Annotated in this window: 16 protein-coding genes and 1 pseudogene; 10 read left to right on the top strand and 7 right to left on the bottom strand. The window is 62.7% G+C overall.

The features are described 5' to 3' along the window. The first annotated feature begins 31 nt into the window (after positions 1–31). The 7 genes from M727_RS0108950 (at position 32) to M727_RS0108920 (ending at position 7,126) form a co-directional block, all read left to right on the top strand. Positions 32–829 (top strand): ATP-binding cassette domain-containing protein, encoded by a 798-nt coding sequence (locus M727_RS0108950; RefSeq protein ID WP_027152396.1) that lies wholly within the window; start codon positions 32–34, stop codon positions 827–829. Beyond that, entirely contained in the window at positions 826–1,836 is a 1,011-nt protein-coding gene (locus tag M727_RS0108945; RefSeq protein ID WP_027152395.1) for an ABC transporter permease, read from the top strand. The genes M727_RS0108950 and M727_RS0108945 overlap by 4 nt, the downstream gene beginning before the upstream one ends. A gap of 4 nt (positions 1,837–1,840) precedes the next feature. Further along, positions 1,841–2,932 carry a phosphotriesterase gene (locus M727_RS0108940; RefSeq protein WP_036261853.1) on the top strand — a complete coding sequence of 364 codons (1,092 nt, stop codon included), beginning with the start codon at positions 1,841–1,843 and terminating at the stop codon, positions 2,930–2,932. A gap of 37 nt (positions 2,933–2,969) precedes the next feature. Next, a complete protein-coding gene (locus M727_RS0108935; protein ID WP_027152393.1) occupies positions 2,970–3,740 on the top strand; it encodes a glutamine amidotransferase in 771 nt (256 codons plus the stop codon). A gap of 3 nt (positions 3,741–3,743) precedes the next feature. Further along, positions 3,744–4,652 carry a PfkB family carbohydrate kinase gene (locus tag M727_RS0108930; RefSeq protein WP_027152392.1) on the top strand — a complete coding sequence of 303 codons (909 nt, stop codon included), beginning with the start codon at positions 3,744–3,746 and terminating at the stop codon, positions 4,650–4,652. Then, a complete protein-coding gene (locus tag M727_RS0108925) occupies positions 4,649–5,479 on the top strand; it encodes a BtpA/SgcQ family protein (protein ID WP_027152391.1) in 831 nt (276 codons plus the stop codon). Before M727_RS0108930 ends, M727_RS0108925 begins: the two co-directional genes overlap by 4 nt. Positions 5,480–5,896: 417 nt before the next feature. Beyond that, a complete protein-coding gene (locus tag M727_RS0108920) occupies positions 5,897–7,126 on the top strand; it encodes a Fic family protein (protein WP_027152390.1) in 1,230 nt (409 codons plus the stop codon). 117 nt (positions 7,127–7,243) lie between these two features. Here the strand turns inward: M727_RS0108920 and M727_RS0108915 are convergent, their stop codons facing one another. From M727_RS0108915 to M727_RS0108895, 4 genes are all read right to left on the bottom strand, one after another. Further along, positions 7,244–8,227, bottom strand: a complete 984-nt coding sequence (locus M727_RS0108915; protein WP_027152389.1) for an NAD-dependent epimerase/dehydratase family protein — start codon at positions 8,225–8,227, stop codon at positions 7,244–7,246. A 165-nt stretch (positions 8,228–8,392) separates the two neighbouring features. Further along, positions 8,393–11,851, bottom strand: coding sequence for a chromosome segregation protein SMC (gene smc / locus M727_RS0108905; RefSeq protein ID WP_027152388.1), 3,459 nt, complete (start codon positions 11,849–11,851; stop codon positions 8,393–8,395). 117 nt (positions 11,852–11,968) lie between these two features. Next, on the bottom strand, positions 11,969–12,715 hold the full coding sequence (locus M727_RS0108900) for a DsbA family protein (RefSeq protein ID WP_091595939.1): 747 nt from the start codon (positions 12,713–12,715) through the stop codon (positions 11,969–11,971). Between the two features lie 130 nt (positions 12,716–12,845). Continuing rightward, the gene (locus tag M727_RS0108895) at positions 12,846–13,346 is read right to left on the bottom strand and encodes a DUF721 domain-containing protein (RefSeq protein WP_023802726.1); all 501 of its coding nucleotides are present in this window, start codon (positions 13,344–13,346) and stop codon (positions 12,846–12,848) included. A gap of 55 nt (positions 13,347–13,401) precedes the next feature. On the opposite strand from M727_RS0108895, the gene mutY reads away from it, so the two are divergent. Both mutY and M727_RS0108885 read left to right on the top strand, forming a co-directional pair. Continuing rightward, on the top strand, positions 13,402–14,514 hold the full coding sequence (mutY, locus tag M727_RS0108890) for an A/G-specific adenine glycosylase (RefSeq protein ID WP_027152386.1): 1,113 nt from the start codon (positions 13,402–13,404) through the stop codon (positions 14,512–14,514). Positions 14,515–14,560: 46 nt separating this feature from the next. Further along, entirely contained in the window at positions 14,561–15,172 is a 612-nt protein-coding gene (locus tag M727_RS0108885; RefSeq protein ID WP_027152385.1) for an HAD family phosphatase, read from the top strand. A gap of 73 nt (positions 15,173–15,245) precedes the next feature. Here the strand turns inward: M727_RS0108885 and M727_RS0108880 are convergent, their stop codons facing one another. After that, positions 15,246–16,037 (bottom strand): transporter substrate-binding domain-containing protein, encoded by a 792-nt coding sequence (locus tag M727_RS0108880; RefSeq protein WP_027152384.1) that lies wholly within the window; start codon positions 16,035–16,037, stop codon positions 15,246–15,248. Between the two features lie 220 nt (positions 16,038–16,257). Then, a complete protein-coding gene (locus M727_RS0108875) occupies positions 16,258–16,776 on the bottom strand; it encodes a DUF1579 family protein (protein ID WP_156941503.1) in 519 nt (172 codons plus the stop codon). 254 nt (positions 16,777–17,030) lie between these two features. On the opposite strand from M727_RS0108875, the pseudogene M727_RS36100 reads away from it, so the two are divergent. Beyond that, positions 17,031–17,162, top strand: a pseudogene (locus tag M727_RS36100) (PIN domain nuclease); the annotation flags it as partial. A gap of 36 nt (positions 17,163–17,198) precedes the next feature. Here M727_RS36100 and M727_RS0108860 read toward each other — a convergent pair. Then, entirely contained in the window at positions 17,199–18,332 is a 1,134-nt protein-coding gene (locus M727_RS0108860; RefSeq protein WP_027152382.1) for a site-specific DNA-methyltransferase, read from the bottom strand. Between the last annotated feature and the right edge of the window lie 83 nt (positions 18,333–18,415).

Raw genomic sequence — 18,415 nt, 5'->3', positions numbered from 1 at the left:
CGGACGCTTTGCAATCCCGTGGGATCCAAAGATGAGCAGTGGCGAGACCTATCGGGTGCGGATGAGCGGCATCTCAAAGCGCTACAATGCCATTCAGACGCTCGACGACGTGTCGCTGGTGCTGAGGCCGGGCGAGGTCCTCGGGTTGGTCGGCGACAATGGCGCCGGGAAGTCGACGTTGAGCAAGGTGCTGTCGGGAGCCGTGGTTCCCGATGCCGGCACGATCGAGATCGATGGAACGCCGGTGACCTTCAACTCGCCGGCGGACGCGCGTGCGGCGCGCGTCGAGATGGTCTATCAGGATCTGTCGCTCTGCGACACGGTCGACGTCGCCGGCAATCTCTTTCTCGGCCGCGAACCGCGCCGCCGCATCGCCGGCATTTCCTTTCTCGACAAGAAGCGCATGCATGAGCAAACGCGCCAGATGCTCGACCGTCTCGGCATCATTATCGCCGACACGCGGCTCAAGGTCGAAAACCTGTCCGGCGGACAGCGACAGTCGATCGCGATCGGCCGCGCCGCCTCGTTCGAGCCGTCCGTGCTGATTATGGATGAGCCGACGGCGGCGCTCGCCGTCGCCGAGGTCGAGGCTGTGCTGGACCTGATCCGCACCGTCAGCGCCCGCGGCGTCAGTGTCATCCTGATCACCCACCGGCTTCAGGATCTGTTCCTCGTATGCGACCGCATTCAGGTCATGTACGAAGGACGCAACGTCGCCGAGCGACTGATCGGCGAAACCAATATCGAGGATGTCGTCAACCTGATCGTGGGTCGCAAGTTCAACGCTCGTTCGGCCACCAACGCCTATCGCGATGGAGCGCCAGCATGAGCGAAGCGACTTCGACCCGCTCCGCGCAGTCTCGAAGGGTCCGCGAATCCACGTGGCGAGATGCGGTGCTCGCCAACGGCAGTGTCGTGTCGATCGCGCTGTTCTTTCTTATCGTTAGCGTCATCTTCTCGGTGGCGACGGACGCCTTTCTGACGTCGCCCAACCTGCTAAACATCCTGCGGCAGTCGGCACCGCTGCTGATCGTCGCCGCGGCGATGACCTTCGTCATCACCACCGGCGGCATCGACCTTTCGGTTGGCTCCGTGCTGGCACTGGTGGCAACGCTGTCGGCGACGCTGCTGCAACTGGGTTTGCCATGGCCGCTGGTCATCCCCGCCATGCTTGCGCTGGGCGCCTTGCTTGGCGCGGTGCAGGGCTATTTCGTCGCTTATGAGGGCATCCCGGCCTTCATCGTCACGCTTGCCGGACTTTCGGTGATCCGCGGCGTGGCGCTGCTGATCACCGGCGGCTACTCGATCCCCATCGAGCCGGGCAGCCCTTTCACGGTGCTGGGCCGCGCCTGGTTGCTTGGCGTGCCGGCGCCGGCGTTGATCGCGCTGGCGATCCTGGCGATCGCCTATATCGCCTTCAACGAGACGCCGTTCGGCCGCTACGTGACCGGCATCGGCGCCAACGCCGAAGCGGTCAGGCGCGCCGGCGTGAACACGCGGCTGACGACGCTTTTCGTTTACGTGATTTCCGCCGCCGCGGCAGCTCTTGCGGGGATCATCATTGCTGCCCGGCTCGGATCCGGATCGTCGAATGCCGGACAAGGATTTGAGCTCGAAGTCATCGCTGCCGTCGTGCTTGGCGGCACCAGCCTGTTCGGCGGCCGCGGAACGATCGTCGGCACCGTGCTCGGTGCGCTTACCGTGGCCGTCATCGGCAACGGTCTTATCCTGGCGCATCTGTCGCCATTCCTGACGCCGATCGTGACCGGAACAATCATCCTGATCGCCATCTGGCTCAACTTCCGCCTGTTCCCCGGCGCCGTGCGGAGCCGTTGAGCCCATGAGTGATCTTTTCGATGACGCGGCTCCCAGGCAGCGGCTGGCGATCGGAGTCGAAACCGGTCATGTGATGACCGTGCTCGGCCCCGTTCCGGTCAAAGAAATGGGCGTCACGCTGATGCACGAGCACATCTTGCTCGACGGTGCGCGCAGCTGGAAATGTCCCTGTCATCCCGAGGACATGGCGCTCGCCGAGCAGCCGGTGAACATCGAGATCATCGGCGAATTGCGCATGAACCCTTACGTCAACCGCGACAATGTTTCGCTCGAGGACAGTGACCTGGCGCTGTCTGAGCTGCAACGCTATCGCGCGCTGGGCGGCCACACCGTCGTCGACGCGACCAATATCGGCATCGGCCGCGAGCCGGAAAAGCTCGCCCGCATCAGCCGCATGTCCGGCCTGAAGATCGTCATGGGCACCGGCTTCTATCTGGAGCACACCCATCCCGAATGGCTGAAGGCGATGGATGTCGACGCGGTGACCGAGTTCATCGTCAACGACGTCGGCGGCGGCGAGACGCAGCCGCCGATCCTGGCCGGCCTGATCGGCGAGATCGGCGTCAGCAAGGATTTTACTTCGGAGGAACGAAAGTCGTTGCGAGCTTCGGCGCGGGCCTCGCGCATCACCGGCGTGCCGCTGTCGATCCACCTGCCCGGCTGGGAGCGGCTGGCGCACGATGTGCTCGATGTCGTGGAGGCCGAGGGCGCCGATCTTCGCCACACTGTGCTCTGCCACATGAACCCCAGCCACAACGATCTCGACTATCAGACAAGCCTCGCCCGGCGCGGCGCGTTCCTGGAATACGACATGATCGGCATGGACTATTATTATGCCGATCAGGACGCGCAATCGCCCTCCGACGAAGAGAACGCGCGGGCAATCGCCACACTTGTCGAGGCCGGCTTCGGCGATCGCCTGCTCTTGTCGCAGGATGTGTTCCTCAAGATCATGCTGACCCGCTTCGGCGGTTTCGGCTACGGCTACATCCTCAAGCATTTCATACCGCGCCTGAAACGGCATGGCGTCGAGCAGCCAGCCATCGACTGCATGCTTATCGCCAATCCGAAAGCCGTGTTCTCGCGGCAGAATTAAGCCCAGACTTACGGCTGAGACTTACGACGGAGTTCAAATGTCCAAGAAAAAGATCCTGCTTGCCGGTGAATCCTGGGTGTCGACCGCCACCCATATCAAAGGCTTCGACCAGTTTCCGACGGTCACCTACCACACCGGGGCGGACGAATTGCTGACGGCGCTGAAAGCGACCGACTTCGACGTGACCTTCATGCCGGCGCATGAGGCACAGCGCAGCTTTCCGCAAACAATGGAGGCGCTTTCGGCCTATGACGCGGTGGTGCTCTCCGACATCGGCGCCAACACGCTGCTTCTGCATCCCGACACCTGGGTTCACTCCAAGCCGACGCCGAACCGCCTGCGGCTGCTGCGCGATTATGTGCGCGACGGCGGCGGGCTTTTGATGTTCGGCGGCTACTATAGCTTCCAGGGCATCAATGGCGGCGCGCGCTACCGCAAGACGCCGGTCGAGGAGGTGCTGCCGGTCAACTGCCTCGCCTTCGACGACCGCGTCGAGGTGCCGGAAGGGTTTTCGCCTGTCCCGAAAGGCTCCTCGGACCATCCGATCCTAAGGGGTCTCGGTTCCGATTGGCCAGTCCTGCTCGGCTTCAACGAGGTGACGCTGAAAGACGGGGCGGAAGTCCTGGCAACCGTGTCGTCGGATTATGGCTCGCTGCCGCTGCTCGTCACCGGTCACTATGGCAAGGGCCGCACTGTGGCCTGGACATCCGATGTCGGGCCGCATTGGCTGCCACCGGAGTTCATCGCCTGGAATGGCTACAAAACCCTGTTCGAGCAGATGCTGGGCTGGGCGACCGGTGAGAACTGAGCGATGCATGTCCATGTCGTCGGCAATGCTTGCGTCGACACAATTTTTCGCGTCGGCCGCTTCCCTGCCGCCGGCGAGACTTTGAACGCCAGCAGCTACGCCGACGGCCTCGGCGGCAAGGGAGCAAACCAGGCTGTTGCGGCCGCGCGCACGGGTGCTGCGATAACGTTTTGGACGGCGCTCGGCAAGGACCGCGCAGGCGCATGGATCAGGAGCCGCCTCGACAGGGAGTTGTCTGACCTCGAGGCGATTGAATTCGACCTGCCAAGCGACCGCTCGACCATCGTCATTGGGGCCGGCGGCGAGAACTTCATCGTCAGCGGCGTCGCCTGCAGCGAGGCGTTCGATCCGATCGCACAAACCGCACTTGCGGGCCGAATCGCGTTTGGCGACATCGTTGTCTGCCAAGGAAACCTGCGAGGCGCCGCGATAGATGCCTGCCTGCGGGCAGCACAGGAAAATGGCGCACGCACCGTCCTGAACGCCAGCCCTATCGATGCGGCGGCTCTGCCTGACTTCGGCCTGGCGCAGGTGTTGGTGGTGAATCAATCCGAGGCGAAAGCACTGACCGGCCAGCGTGACATGGCAGCCGCAGCCGACGTGCTGGCGGCCAAAGGCGCCGGGACCGTCGTGATCACACTTGGCGCGGAAGGTTGTCTCGTGCTTGACCCGGACCAGGGAGGATCGCTTCGGTTGCCGGCGCCACGTGTCGAGGCGCTCGACACCAGCGGCGCCGGCGATGTCTTTTGCGGCTGTCTGGCCGGCGGGTTTGCCAAGGGAATGTCGGTTGCCCCAGCGCTGAAGTTCGCGCTCGCGGCTGCCGCAATTGCGGTGACTCGCCCGGGCACATTGATATCCTGTCCTTCCGCGTCTGAAATGGCGGTGCTCATCGATCAAACGGAGCTCTCATGACCCAACTCGGTCAATCAGGCGGCGACGCGCTCGTAGACCTTTTCGGCCGCACCAAGGTGGTGATCGGCGTCGTTCACCTGTCGCCGCTTCCCGGCGCGCCGCGCTATGACGGCGAGGCGGTCGAGGCGATCTATCAGCGCGGTCTGGACGATGCGAGATCCTATCTCGATGGCGGATGCGACGGCGTGATCGTCGAGAACCATGGCGACATCCCGTTTGCCAAACCTGACGATATCGGACCGGAGACAGCGGCCTATATGGCGGTTATTTCCGACCGTATCCGCCGCGAGTTCGGCAAGCCGATCGGCATCAATGTGCTCGCTAACGCCGCGATCCCTGCCCTTGCGATCGCCAGCGCCTCCGGCGCGGGCTTTATCCGCGTCAATCAATGGGCGAATGCCTATGTCGCCAATGAGGGTTTTGTCGAGGGGGAGTCCGGTCGCGCAGCACGCTACCGCGCCAGGCTGCGCGCCAACGGCATCCGCGTCTTCGCCGATGCTCATGTCAAGCACGGCGCGCACGCGATCGTTGCCGACCGCCCGGTGGAGGAACTGGTCAAGGATCTGGTCTTCTTCGACGCCGACGCCATCATTGCGACCGGTCAACGCACCGGGCACGCTGCGGATCTGAGCTATATCAGCATGATCAAAGAGGCCGCCGGCCTGCCGACGCTGGTCGGCAGCGGCGTGACGCCCGACAATGCCAACGATATCCTTGGCATCGTCGATGGGATCATCATCGCCAGTGCGCTGAAGCATGACGGCGTCTGGTGGAACCAGGTCGACCCTGCCCGAGTAAAGACCTTCATGGCCGGGCTGAGGCGATGACAAGCCATTGAGACACGCGTGAATCGAATCAATCGCTTCGCGCCCTTGGGCTTGGTTACGGAAGGGCTGACCTGCAGAGCCCATCCGGCTGCTCGAAGCTGCGGGGCTTCGAATGGAGGCGACGACCGGTTCGCCGCAAACGGCTGGAGGAATCAATCGAGAACCGTCGACGAAGACACGCGGACAACTCGCCCGGGCAAGCGGTTCGTCTGCGATGGCGCGACCGTCTGGCGCCGCTCGGCAACTTATGATTTCCAGGAGCCAGTCGCGCCCTGCCCGGCCGCCCACTTGGGACATTTCGGGTTCGCGGCTTGATCGCCGGCCTGAGATCGGCAACCGATATCGGCAATTATGCTGACTTATGGCCTAAAATGCCTTACATTGCAGGTGATTGAGAGACAATTGAGATCGGCAAGAATGCTTGAAACACCTACCCGCATTGAGCCGCTGTTTTTTGACGACGCGGTACCGACCGTCCTGGCCGATCTCGCGATCGAGACGCAAAAGGCGGCCGATGAACTCGGACGAGCCCTGCATCCGGAATCGGCTGCCGAACTGGCCGATCTCGTGCGCGTCATGAATTCTTATTATTCGAATTTGATCGAAGGTCACAAAACCCGACCTCGGGACATCGAGAGTGCATTGGCCGGAGCCGAGATTGACCCTGAACGCCGATCTCTCGCCTTGGAGGCCAAGGCGCATGTCGAAGTTCAGAGGATGATTGATGGCCTCGGTTTGCGTGGGGAGTTGCCGAGCCCGACTTCGATCGATTTCATCCGGCGGGTTCATCGCGTCTTCTACGACGAGATGCCGGAGGAATTCCGGTTCGTCGACAAACCCGACGGCACCAGGGCCGAGATCGTGCCTGGCGAGTTCCGGTCGTCTCCAGAGCATGATGTTGTTGTTGGCCGCCATCAGCCGCCATCGTCTGACAGGGTGTTGGCCTTTATGGAGCACTTCGAGAAACGGTACGCGATGACCGAAAAGCAGGCCAGCCTGCGCATCATCGCGATTGCGTCAGCTCATCACCGCCTCAACTATATCCACCCTTTTCCAGACGGCAACGGCCGCGTCAGTCGCCTGATGTCTCACGCTATGGCGCTCAAGGCCGGAATCGGCGGCAATGGCCTATGGTCGATATCTCGTGGACTCGCTCGTGGGCTGAAAGATCGCGGCGAATACAAGCGCATGATGGATTACGCAGACAGTCCCAGACAGGGCGACCGCGACGGCCGAGGAAATCTTTCGGAATCAGCACTCAAGGATTTCGTCGAATGGTTCCTGACAGTCGCGCTCGACCAGGTGCGGTTCTCGATCACCATGTTCGACCTCAGACGGCTTGAGGCCCGCTATCGCGCCTTGGTGAAGGATATCGTTGACGACAAACGGGCGCCTGATCTGGTGGCGGCGGTATTGCGGCACGGCAGGCTGCCGCGTGGCGAAGCCAATTTGGTGCTGAAGACATCCGAGCGCACGGCACGGAACACGTTGTCGGAACTCGTCGACCGCGGTTTCCTGAAATCTGATACTCCGAAGGCACCGGTCCGGATCGCTTTTCCTCTCGATTTCAGGGAACGGCTGTTTCCGAATCTCTTCACCGATGCCGAAGTCGATGTCCCAGAACCACCGTCACTGTCTTTCAGGTGAGTGGAATTTCAGGAACCAACCATTTCTATTAAAGGATGACAGTGATGGCCGTGACGAATCGAGGCCCTTGGGGTCGTAGGAAGAAAGGCGCGTACCGCGACGACCCGCAGGCCGCAGTCACCTTGTCGTTGATCCAGCCCATTCCGACCGGTACCAGTCGACGAATTTTTTCAGCCCGTCTTCTGTCGAAACGCTCGGCCTGAAGCCGAAATCGCGCTCCAGCGCAGTCATGTCGGCATAGGTCCGCTCGACATCGCTGCTTTGCATCGGCTCACTGTGGCGGATCGCTTTTACGCCGAGCAGTTTTTCCAGAGTGTCGATGAAATCGCCGAGCCGCACCGGCCGGTTGTTGCCGACATTGTAGAGCCTGCTCGGCGGAACTTCAGCCGATGGCGGCTTGTCGAGCACGGCAACGACAGCTCTCACCACATCCTCGACATAAGTGAAATCGCGCCACATCTCGCCATTGTTGAACACCCGGATCGGCTTGCCTTCGAGCATTGCCTTGGTGAATATCCAATAGGCCATGTCGGGCCGGCCCCAGGGACCGTAGACGGTGAAAAATCGCAAGCCGGTCTGCGGCACCCCGAAGAGATGTGCGTAGGTGTGGCTCATCAGTTCATCGGACTTCTTGGTGGCGGCGTAGAGCGAGACGGGCTTGTCGACCTGATCGGTCTCGCTGAACGGCACCTTGCGGTTGCCGCCATAGACCGAGCTCGACGAGGCATAGACCAGATGCTCGAATGCGGGCTGCGCGCGACAGAATTCGAGCACTTCGAGATGGCCGACGACATTGGAACGGACATAGAGCCTCGGATTGTCGAGTGAATAGCGCACACCCGCCTGAGCGGCGAGATGGACGATCCTGACTATGCCTTGCCCGGCCAAAGCGTCGGCAAGAGCGCCCTGTTCGGCGATGTCGATCTGGTGAAATGAAAAATCCTTGTAAGGCTGCAAGCGGGCGAGGCGCCCCTTTTTGAGCGCCAGGTCGTAATAGTCGTTCATGTTGTCGACGCCGACGACCGCTTCCCCCCTGCTCAGGAGATGATGGCAAACATGGCTGCCGATGAATCCTGCGGCTCCGGTGACAAGTACAGGCAACAAGGTTCTCCACGCATATGCTGGCACATGATCGCGAAATCGAGATCGATTTCGGAGAGGATCATGGCAACATCAAAACGCTCATCAGAATGAACGGAACCGACCCAGTCCAATTCGTGTTTTAGCCGAAAGCCCCAATAGGCGCTACCGACAAGCGTCGACGCGTCAGCTCGCCTCGCGCAGGGCCTCGGCCGCCTGCAGGTCCACCGACACGAGTTGGCTGACGCCCTGCTCGGCCATGGTCACCCCGAACAGCCGGTTCATGCGGGCCATGGTGATCGGGTTGTGCGTGATGATGACGAAGCGCGTCTCGGTGGTGGCCGCCATTTCGTCCATCAGATTGCAGAAACGCTCGACATTGTGATCGTCGAGCGGTGCGTCGACTTCGTCGAGGACGCAGATCGGCGCGGGATTGGTCAGGAACACGGCAAAAATCAGCGACATCGCCGTCAGCGCCTGCTCGCCGCCGGAAAGCAGCGTCATCGTCTGCGGCTTCTTGCCGGGTGGCCGCGCGAGGATTTCGAGACCGGCCTCGAGCGGATCGTCGGACTCGATCAGTTGCAGCTCCGCCGTGCCGCCGCCGAACAGATGCGAAAACAGCCGCTGGAAATGGCCATTGACCACGTCGAAGGCAGCCAGCAGCCGTTCGCGGCCTTCGCGGTTCAGGCTCTGGATCGCCTGCCGCAGCTTGCGGATGGCCTCGATGATGTCCTCGCGTTCTGAAACGATGGTCTCCAGCCGGTCGGACAGCTCCTTCTGCTCTTCCTCGGCGCGCAGATTGACGGCGCCGAGCCGCTCGCGCTCGATCTTCAGCCGGTCGAGCTGACGCTCGATCTCAGTCATCTCCGGCATCGGGCTGTCGGCCTCCAGGCCGGTGTGGCGGATGACCAGATGCGGCGGCGTGTTCAGCGTTTCCTGGATGCGCGCCTCGACCTCGAGCCGTCTTTCATCGGCAGCGGTCAGCCGCTCTTCGGCGCGGACGCGGGTTTCGCGCGCCTCGGCCAGCGACTGGATCGCTGATGTCGCGGCCTTGTCCAGTTCGGACTGCTTGTTTTCCGCTTCCTGCAACCGGTCGCCGGCGGCCTGGCGCAGGCTTTCGGCCTCGGCAAGCTGCGACAGCAAGGCGCGCCGCTTGGCGTCGATCTCGTCGGGTGCGTCGGCCAGCCTTTCGCGTTCGGCTTCGGCCTCGGCCTTGCGTTCGCCGAGTGCGGCGATCTGCGTCGAGGCGTTTTCGGCGCGCTCCAGCCAGTTGCCGCGCTCCGCGCCGATGGCGTCGAGTCGGCGCGTGCGCGCTTCCGCCTCCCGCCTCAAGCCTTCATGGACGGCGCGGGCATCGGCAAGGGTGGCGCGGTCGCGAGCGACGTTGGCGGCCGACTGATCGAGCTGCACCTGCAGATCACCGAGATCGGGAGCGCTTTGCAGCAGCATCTCGGCCTCGACGAAAGCCGCGGCCGTCTCTTCATGGCTGTCGACGATGCGCGCGCGCGCCTCGTCAAGTGCGGCGCGCCGGCTCGACAGCTCGCCGCCGGCCTTCTCGGCCTCGGCCAGCGCGTTGCGGGCGGCGTCCAGCCCATGCTGGGCATCACGCCCGGCCTGACGGGCGTTGCGCTCGGCCTCGCTCGCCTGGGCAAGCGCCTGCTCGGCATGGGCAAGGGCCTCTTCGGCCTGGCGCAGGATGCGGTTCGCGTGGACCGCCTCGGCGTCGAGCTCGGACAGCCGGTTTTTCTGCGCCAGTCGCTGCGCGGCGGCGGTCGGCGCGTCGGCGCTGGCGGTGAATCCGTCCCAACGCCAGAGCGCCCCTTCGCGGCTGACCAGCCGCTGCCCGGGAGCAAGCTGCGCCTGCAACCGTCTTCCCTCAGCAGTGTCGACGATGCCTATCTGCGCCAATCGGCGGGCGAGTTGCGCCGGCGCGCGGACGACGCTGGCAAGGCTCTTGATGCCTTCGGGCAGAGCGGCGTCGCCGGGCTGGACCTCGCTTTGGCCCCAATGCACCGGCGCGCTGCGGTCGAGCGGCACGTCGAGATCTTCGCCAAGGGCGGCGCCCAGCGCGGTCTCGTAGCCGCGCTCGACGCTGATCTGCTCCAGTACGGACGGGAAGAGGTCGCCGCTCGCGGCATTCACGATCTTGGCCAGCGTGCGGGCCTCGGTTTCGATTCGCGCCAGCTCGGCCTTTGCATCCTGAACCGGCGGGCGGGCGGCGCTCTCCGCCGCGCGCGCCTCGGCGACAGCCTGTTCGGCGGCAATCGCCGCGGCTTCGGTTTCCTCGAGCAGCGCCAGCGCCTGTTCAACCAGAAGTTGCTTCTCGGCGGGATCGGCCAGGCCGGCGACCCTGGAGGCGATATCGGACAATTCCCGGTCGACATCGGCGAGCTGGCGGGCGAAACGGTCGCGGCGCTCCGCGGTGTCGCGCAGCATTCGTTCAATCTGGTTGCGGGAAGCGGCGGCCTCCGCCCGTTCGGCGGTCAGCCCGGCGAGTTTGGCTTCACTGGCGGCAAGCGTCGACGCAGCCTGTTCGACCGCCGCGCGGGTGCTGGCCTCGCGGTCGGCGGCGCCGGCGTTCTCGGTGTTGAGCGCAGCTTCTTCGGCGGCGAGACGCTCAAGAATATCCGCATTGTCGCGGACCATCCGCTCCTCGCGGACGATGTCGCCGTCGAGCTGCTGGAGCCGGCGGTCGAGCTCCAGTTGGCGGGCGCGGATGCGGCCCGCTTCTTCATCGATCTGCGTCTTGGCGATCGACAGGCGCTGGAAGGCGGCGGCGGCGGCGGCTTCAGCATCGCGCAGCTCCGGCAACCGATGGGCGCCGATCCCTTGCTCCCTGGCGGCAGCCATCTGGGCAGCGGCGCGGTCGCCCACCAGTGCCGTGGCGATCGCCAGCGCCGAGCGCGCCTCGCCTTCCTGCGTCTTGGCCAGCGTCCAGCGCAGATGCAGCAGCGTCGCTTCAGCCTTGCGGATGTCGGCCGACAGGTTCTTGAAGCGCGAGGCCTGGCGGGCCTGGCGCTTCAGGCTTTCGATCTGGCTTTCCAGCTCGCCGACGACGTCGTCCAGCCGTTCCAGATTCTGTTCGGCCGCTTTCAGACGCAGTTCGGCCTCGTGGCGACGTGTGTGCAGGCCCGAAATGCCGGCCGCCTCTTCCAGCAGCGCGCGGCGAGCCTGCGGCTTTGCCTGGATCAGCTCGCCGATGCGGCCTTGTCCGACCATCGAGGGCGAGCGAGCGCCGGTCGACTGATCGGCGAAAAGCAGCTGCACGTCCTTGGCGCGGGCTTCCTTGCCGTTGATGCGGTAGAGCGAACCCGCCTCGCGCTCGATGCGGCGCGAAACCTGCAACTCGTCCGCGTCGTTGAAGGCCGAGGGCGCGCTACGGTCGCTGTTGTCGAGGAAAAGCGTGACTTCGGCGGTGTTGCGGGCCGGACGCGTTCCGGAACCGGAAAAGATGACGTCGTCCATGCCGGACGCGCGCATGTTCTTGTACGAGCTTTCGCCCATCACCCAGCGCAGTGCCTCGACAAGGTTCGACTTGCCGCAGCCGTTCGGCCCGACGATGCCGGTCAGGCCGCGTTCGATGACGAACTCGCCGGGTTCGACGAACGACTTGAAACCGAGCAGGCGAAGGCGCGAGAACTTCATTCGCGCCGCCCCATAGGCGGGTTCTGCAAAAGTGTTCCGCGGTGTTGCCAACAGAACCCGCGGCGCAACAAAAAGTCGCGCACGCCGAAGCGCAGCCGCTTCGGCGCTGCCGAAACGTCAAAGCAGAGGGTCGATAATGGCCGAGATTTCCTCAATCGACAGCGCCCCCTTGTAGGTCTTCCCGTTGATAAAGAAGGTCGGCGTCGAGTCGACCTTGAATTCATCGGCGCCGCGCTTCTGGACCGACCTCACATCGTCCAGAAGTTTCTGGTCCGTCAAGCAGGCCTCGAACGACTCCTGTGTAAAACCGGCCATCTTGGAGATTTGCAGCAGGGCGTCCTTGGTATTGGCGACACCTGCCCAGTTCGCCTGCTGCTTGAACAGAACGTCCACCATTGGGAAATAATTGTCCTTGGAGCAGCGCGCCAGCATGAAACCGGCCTCGGCGCTGGGATCGAAGGGGAACTCGCGCAGGATAAGGCGGGCCTTGCCGGTATCGATGTATTTCGTCTTCAGCGCCGGGAGGGTGGTTTCATGGAAATGCGCGCAGTGCGGGCAGGTCATCGAGGCATATTCGACGATGGCGACCTTCGCGTCGTCCTTGCCGAGCTGCATGTCGGGCAGTGCGCCGGGCTTCAGCAAGGCAGCCATGTCCACCGTGCCCTGGGCCTCAGGCGCCTTGGCCGCGGCCGGAGCGGCCGGCTTTGCCGGATCGGCCGGCTTCATCGCATCGGCGGGGGCCGCAGGCTTCACATCCTCCGCCACGGCTTTCTCGCCCGAGTCGCTGCAGGCGGCGAGCAGAGCCACCGCCGGAATGGCGGCCAGTGACGACAGGAGGTTTCTGCGGGACAAAAGACGGGGCATACGAATCACCTGACAATGGTTGGATTTTGCAATGCAAAGGCTAGAAAAGGCGAGAGTTGGCGCGAATTAAGGCATCGCCGTCCCCATTCCAATCGCCAAAACTTGGCTACGCGATCACGAAAGCGCGAGATTATGTTTTCTTTTGACCGAGAATGGTGGCGCCAAGCCGCTCCAGCGAGGCGCGCAGCCCATCATCCTCGATCATTCCGACAGTGCCTGACAGCTTCACCTTCTCGGCCGCGGTCAGCGGCCGGATGCTTGGTTTAAGCCGCCCTTTGTCAACCGTGACCGGCTTTTGCACGATTCTGATCCGGCCGATAGCGTTGAAGCCGAGGAAGGCGTTGACCCGGTTGATGATCTCGCCGGTCTCGTGCTGCAGATGGAGCGCCGCCATGCCTTCGCAGGCGATGACCAGCACCGCCGGCTCGAACGGATCATCTTCATGCATTCGGCGCGGCCACTGGATCTTTTCAGGGCGCGAACGGCTGGCAAGCCGCGGCCCGGCAATCTCCTCCCACGACTGGACGAGCCCGATCGACATGCCGGCCCGCTTGCGCAGCACCGGATCGAGGATCTGGGTTGCGAGATCACTCACCGGAACGGGATTGCCGAAGGGCCTTTTCCCTGCCATGTGCGTTCTCCAGTCACGACCTTCACCATGCATAGGTTAGGCCAGTCCTCGATCAATGGCACTGCACGACCAGACCCGCAAGACCGCATCCGGCGACAGCGGCGAGATCGCGTCCCGCCTGCTCGCCTGGTACGACGCGCATCATCGCGACTTGCCGTGGCGCATTGCGCCGCGCGAGTTGGCACGCGGCATACGGCCCGATCCCTACCGGGTCTGGCTTTCCGAAGTCATGCTGCAGCAGACCACGGTCGAAGCGGTAAAATCCTATTTCCGGGCCTTTGTCGAGAAATGGCCCGATATCGAGGCGTTGGCCGCTTCACCGACCGAAGATGTCATGAAGGCCTGGGCCGGACTCGGCTATTATTCCCGCGCGCGCAATCTCAAGGCCTGCGCCAATCTCGTCGCGCGGCAAGGCGGCAGGTTTCCGGATACGCAAGCTGGCTTGAGAGAGCTGCCCGGCATCGGCGCCTACACGGCGGCGGCGATCGCCGCGATCGCCTTCGACCAGCCCGCCGCGGTCGTCGACGGCAATGTCGAGCGGGTGGTTTCCCGGCTGTTTTCGATCGTCACGCCGCTGAGCGAGGCCAAGAGCGACATACGCACCTATGTCGAGCGCATGGTTCCAGCGACCAGACCCGGCGATTTCGCCCAGGCGATGATGGATCTCGGCGCGACGATCTGCACGCCGCGGCGGCCGCGCTGCGGGCTCTGCCCGCTGCGCGAGGATTGCAGCGCCATTATTTCCGGCGATGCCGAACGCTTCCCTGTCCGCCTGCCGAAGGGTGAGAAACCATTGCGGCGCGGGGCTGCTTTCGTTGCCGTACGCGGCGATGGCGCCATCCTTTTGCGCAAACGTGGGGATAAGGGCCTGCTCGGCGGCATGACCGAAGTGCCGACGACCGGCTGGACCGCGCGGATCGACGGCGGCACCACAGCGGCGGCGGCGCCCTTCCCCGGCAACTGGCGGCCAGCCGGGAAGATTGGCCATGTCTTCACCCATTTCGCGCTCGAACTCGAAATCTTCAAAACGATGACCGATGGCGCCGCCCCAGCGGGTCATTTCTGGTCGCTGGCCGACGAAATTTCCGGCGAAGCACTGCCCACCGTCATGAAAAAGGTAATCGAAGCAGCGATACCGGGCGCGACGAAGAAGCAGCGCGCACATTGAATCGCCCACATCGCCCCCCATTGAACTGCGTTGAACGAGGACAAGAATGACCGAAATCCGCCACATCGTTTTCGACATCGGCAGAGTGCTGATCCACTACGATCCGAACCTGCCGTTCAGCCGTATCATTCCGGATGCCGAGGAGAGAAAGTGGTTCTTCGACAATGTCTGCACGCATGACTGGAACATTGAGCAGGACCGCGGCCGCACCTGGGAAGAGGCCGAGGCGTTGCTGATCGCCGAATACCCGGACCACGCCGAAAACATCCGCAACTTCCGCCGCCTCTGGCACGAGATGGTTCCGCACGCTTACGATGACAGCGTCCAACTCATGGACAAGCTGATCGAGAGCGGCCACGACGTCACCATGCTGACCAATTTTGCCGCCGACACGCTTGCCGAAGCCCGGCAGCGTTTCGATTTTCTCAACCGTCCGCGCGGTGTGACCATTTCGGGCGAGATCGGCATGATCAAGCCGGATCGCGGCATTTACGACCATCACGCGACTGCTTTCGGCCTCGAGCCCGCGGCCACGCTGTTCATCGACGACAGCCAGAAGAATGTCGACGGCGCCAAGGCGGCCGGCTGGCAGTCGGTGCTGTTCACTGACGCAAAGACGCTCGCGGCGGACCTCGATCGCCTGGGGGTCAGAGTGTGATCACTGTGACGGGCCTGACCGCAGTCGCTGAGAAGCGCGGTCCACGGCGCTGCCATTGGATCCGTCTCGCGCGCTACTTGACGTGTGAGGCGTAGATGCGATCGAACTCACCCGTCGCCTTGGCAAGATGCAACCATTGGTCGACATAGGCCTTGAAGACAACGGCACCCTCAGGAAGCATATAACCCATTTCGCCATATTGGAGCGGCTTCTCGGGGTTGATCGCGCAAAGGCCGGGGTGAAGTTTCTCCTGCAACTCGGTTTCGACCGATTCGGCGATCATGATATCGGCTTTGCCGTCAAGGATTTGGCGGAAGATCGTGACGTTGTCCGGGTAGATCTCAATTTTAGCGTCACCGAGTTTTTCACGCACGAATTTCTCGTTGGTCCCGCCGGGATTAACAATCACAGTCACATCCGGCTTGTTGATGTCGGCAATCGATTGGAATTTCGCCTCGTCCTCGCAGCGCGCAATCGGTGCCTTGCCGTTGACGAGATAGGGCTCGCTGAAGAACACCTGCTTCTGGCGTTCCAGGGTCACCGAAATACCGCCCATCGCGATGTCGCACTTGCCGGTCGTAAAATCGGCAAGCAATTTTTTCCAGGTAGTCGCCACGAAGTCCGCCTCGACCCCTAGTGAACTTGCCAGAGATTTTGCGAGATCGATATCGATGCCCTGGTAGTTGTTCGCGGGCTTGTCATGAAAGGTGAAGGGCTTGTAGTCGCCGGTCGTACAGACGCGCAGCTTGCCGTTCTTGATAACCGCATCAAGCTGGTTTTCTGCGCCGGTGTTCTGCGCAATCGCCGGAGAGGCCAACAAACCCATGACGAGGGCCGCGACAAACGGCGAGGCAAGAGCTTTCATGGATCTGGTCTCCGATGGATAAGAGAATCGAGCATTCGAGAAACGGTGGGCAAAGGTCAATAACTCTTCCTGGGGAATCGCTCACCGTGATCCTCCGGCGGCGCCGAAAACCCGAACCGGCTACCCGCGCTAGTGGTACCCACCTGACCTAAGAGTCCGGCTCGGGATTCCTCTTGGCTGCACGCGAAGGAGCGGCATTTAGTTTGGGCCACTCAGTCTGTCACCGTCGTGAAAACTTCGAGTACCAATTCCATTCCCACGTACTGCCTGCATCAGCGGAGAACGCACGGCTGTAAATCGGGGTTTTCGGGTTGCGCTTATCCCAGTGGAATTTCACGATAACGTCCTTGCCGGCCACAACCTCACGGCCGAAGAATTCGCCTTCGTCGCCATTGAACGAGCCCACCTTTCCGTCGTCGAGTTTGCCCGCGTTGCTGTCGGCCCAATAGATCGTCCAGAGACGCGTCTTTGGATCGAACAATCGCACGGTGAGGCCCTCGAACGGTTTTCCTCCCAACTCCGTATGAAAAATGTCGAAGTTGCCCAAACCCACTAGGATTTGGCGGAACTCCTGGGTCGCGTCGAATTCCTCCCACTCGTTGCTGCCGGCCAGTGGTTCCTTCAACGTACGATTCCTGATGTTCCAGTTGCCCACCAAATAGTCGAAATCATTTTTGGACGACGTCTCGCTCGCCGTTATCGCGAGTTTCCCGTCCGATGAAAGAGAGAACGCACTCATCTACTTTCCTCTGGATTGACGTCGTGCCAGCACTCCCATCGCCGCGGACATGACGAATGTATGGGCGTTTTCTTCGATGACTGCGGCGCGCTTCGCATGTCCGATCGCGGCAACAATTGGATGGGAACCCAACCGCGCGTCGTGATGCACGCGCGCCGTCACCTCCATGTGGCAACGCGTAAGCCGAAGACCCGTTCCGGGCACGATTCGCTTCGGTTAGCTCCGCCACTCGGTCGCGAAGTCGCGTTGCTCCGCGGGGCATCACCATCCGCAGGACAGTCGATATGATTATCGGCACGTTCTGCATCCTGGGCGGACACGCGCTGTTGCATGATGACCGAGACTTCGACCCGATGGTTCGTTACCTCGGCCTGCGCGCCGCATGAGAACGATGTGCAACGAGACCTCTGTAGCGGTTATCGTCAGGCCCCTGCCCGCTCCATGCCGAGGCGGGCGATGCGGCGAAGCTCGTCGATCGGGGTCAGGCCGCCGCTGCGCTCATAGTGCCAGAAGGTCCAGCCGTTGCAGGCATCCAGCCCCTGCACTTCCGCGCCGATCTTGTGGATCGATCCGGCGCTGCCGCCGACCGCCACAGTGCCGTCGGCGCGCACCCTGGCCGCCCAGCGCTTCTTGGCGTCGTAGAGCGTGGCGCCCGGCAGCATCAGCCCGGTGTCGATGAGGCTGACGAAAGCAACGCGCGGCTCGGCGCGCTTGCCGGCAAGCACAGTAAGAGCAGCGCCGTCCAGCGGCCGGACTGCATCGATGCGCTCGTTGGCGGCGTCGATATAGGCCTGCTCGCGCTCGATGCCGACGAAATGGCGGCCGAGGCGCTTGGCCACGGCGCCGGTGGTGCCGGAGCCGAAGAAGGGATCGAGCACGATATCGCCGGGCTTCGTCGAGGCCATCATGATGCGGGCGAGCAGCGCTTCGGGCTTCTGCGTCGGGTGCAGCTTGTCGCCATTTTCGTTCTTGAGGCGCTCAGCGCCGGTGCAGATCGGAAACAGCCAGTCGGACCGCATCTGGATGTCGTCGTTCGACGCCTTCAGCGCTTCGTAGTTGAAGGTGTAACCCTTCCCCTTCTGATCGCGCGAGGCCCAGATCATCGTCTCATGGGCGTTCTGGAAGCGGCGGCCGCGGAAATTCGGCATCGGATTGGTCTTGCGCCAGACGACATCATTGAGGATCCAGTACCCCAGATCCTGCATCTTGGCGCCGACCCTGAAAATGTTGTGGTAGGAGCCAATGACCCAGATGGTGCCGTTGGGCTTCAACACGCGGCGCGCCGCCAGCAGCCAGGCCCGGGTGAAGGCGTCGTAGACCTCAAAACTTGCGAACTGGTCCCAGTCGTCGTCGACGGCATCGACCTTGGACTGGTCGGGCCGGTGCAGATCGCCGTCGAGCTGCAGATTGTAGGGCGGATCGGCAAAGATCACGTCGATGGATTTTTCGGGCAGCCGGTCGAGCGCGGCGACGCAATCGCCCTTCAGGATCGTATCGAGCCATTCGGATTGCTGGGGAGCATGGGAAAGCTCGTCGAGAAGACGCACGGCAGACATTGTTACACCCAAAGCACGCGTTACTGTTTACTCCCTGTTATGGTTACCGATCAGCGTAAATATTCGGTGAAGGCCTGGGGTGC

It is taken from the genome of Mesorhizobium sp. WSM2561 (assembly GCF_000513915.1).
GTDB classification, from domain to species: Bacteria; Pseudomonadota; Alphaproteobacteria; order Rhizobiales; family Rhizobiaceae; genus Mesorhizobium; species Mesorhizobium muleiense.
Note: the sequence above shows the minus strand (reverse complement) of the source record. Positions and strands in the feature narration are given on the sequence as shown.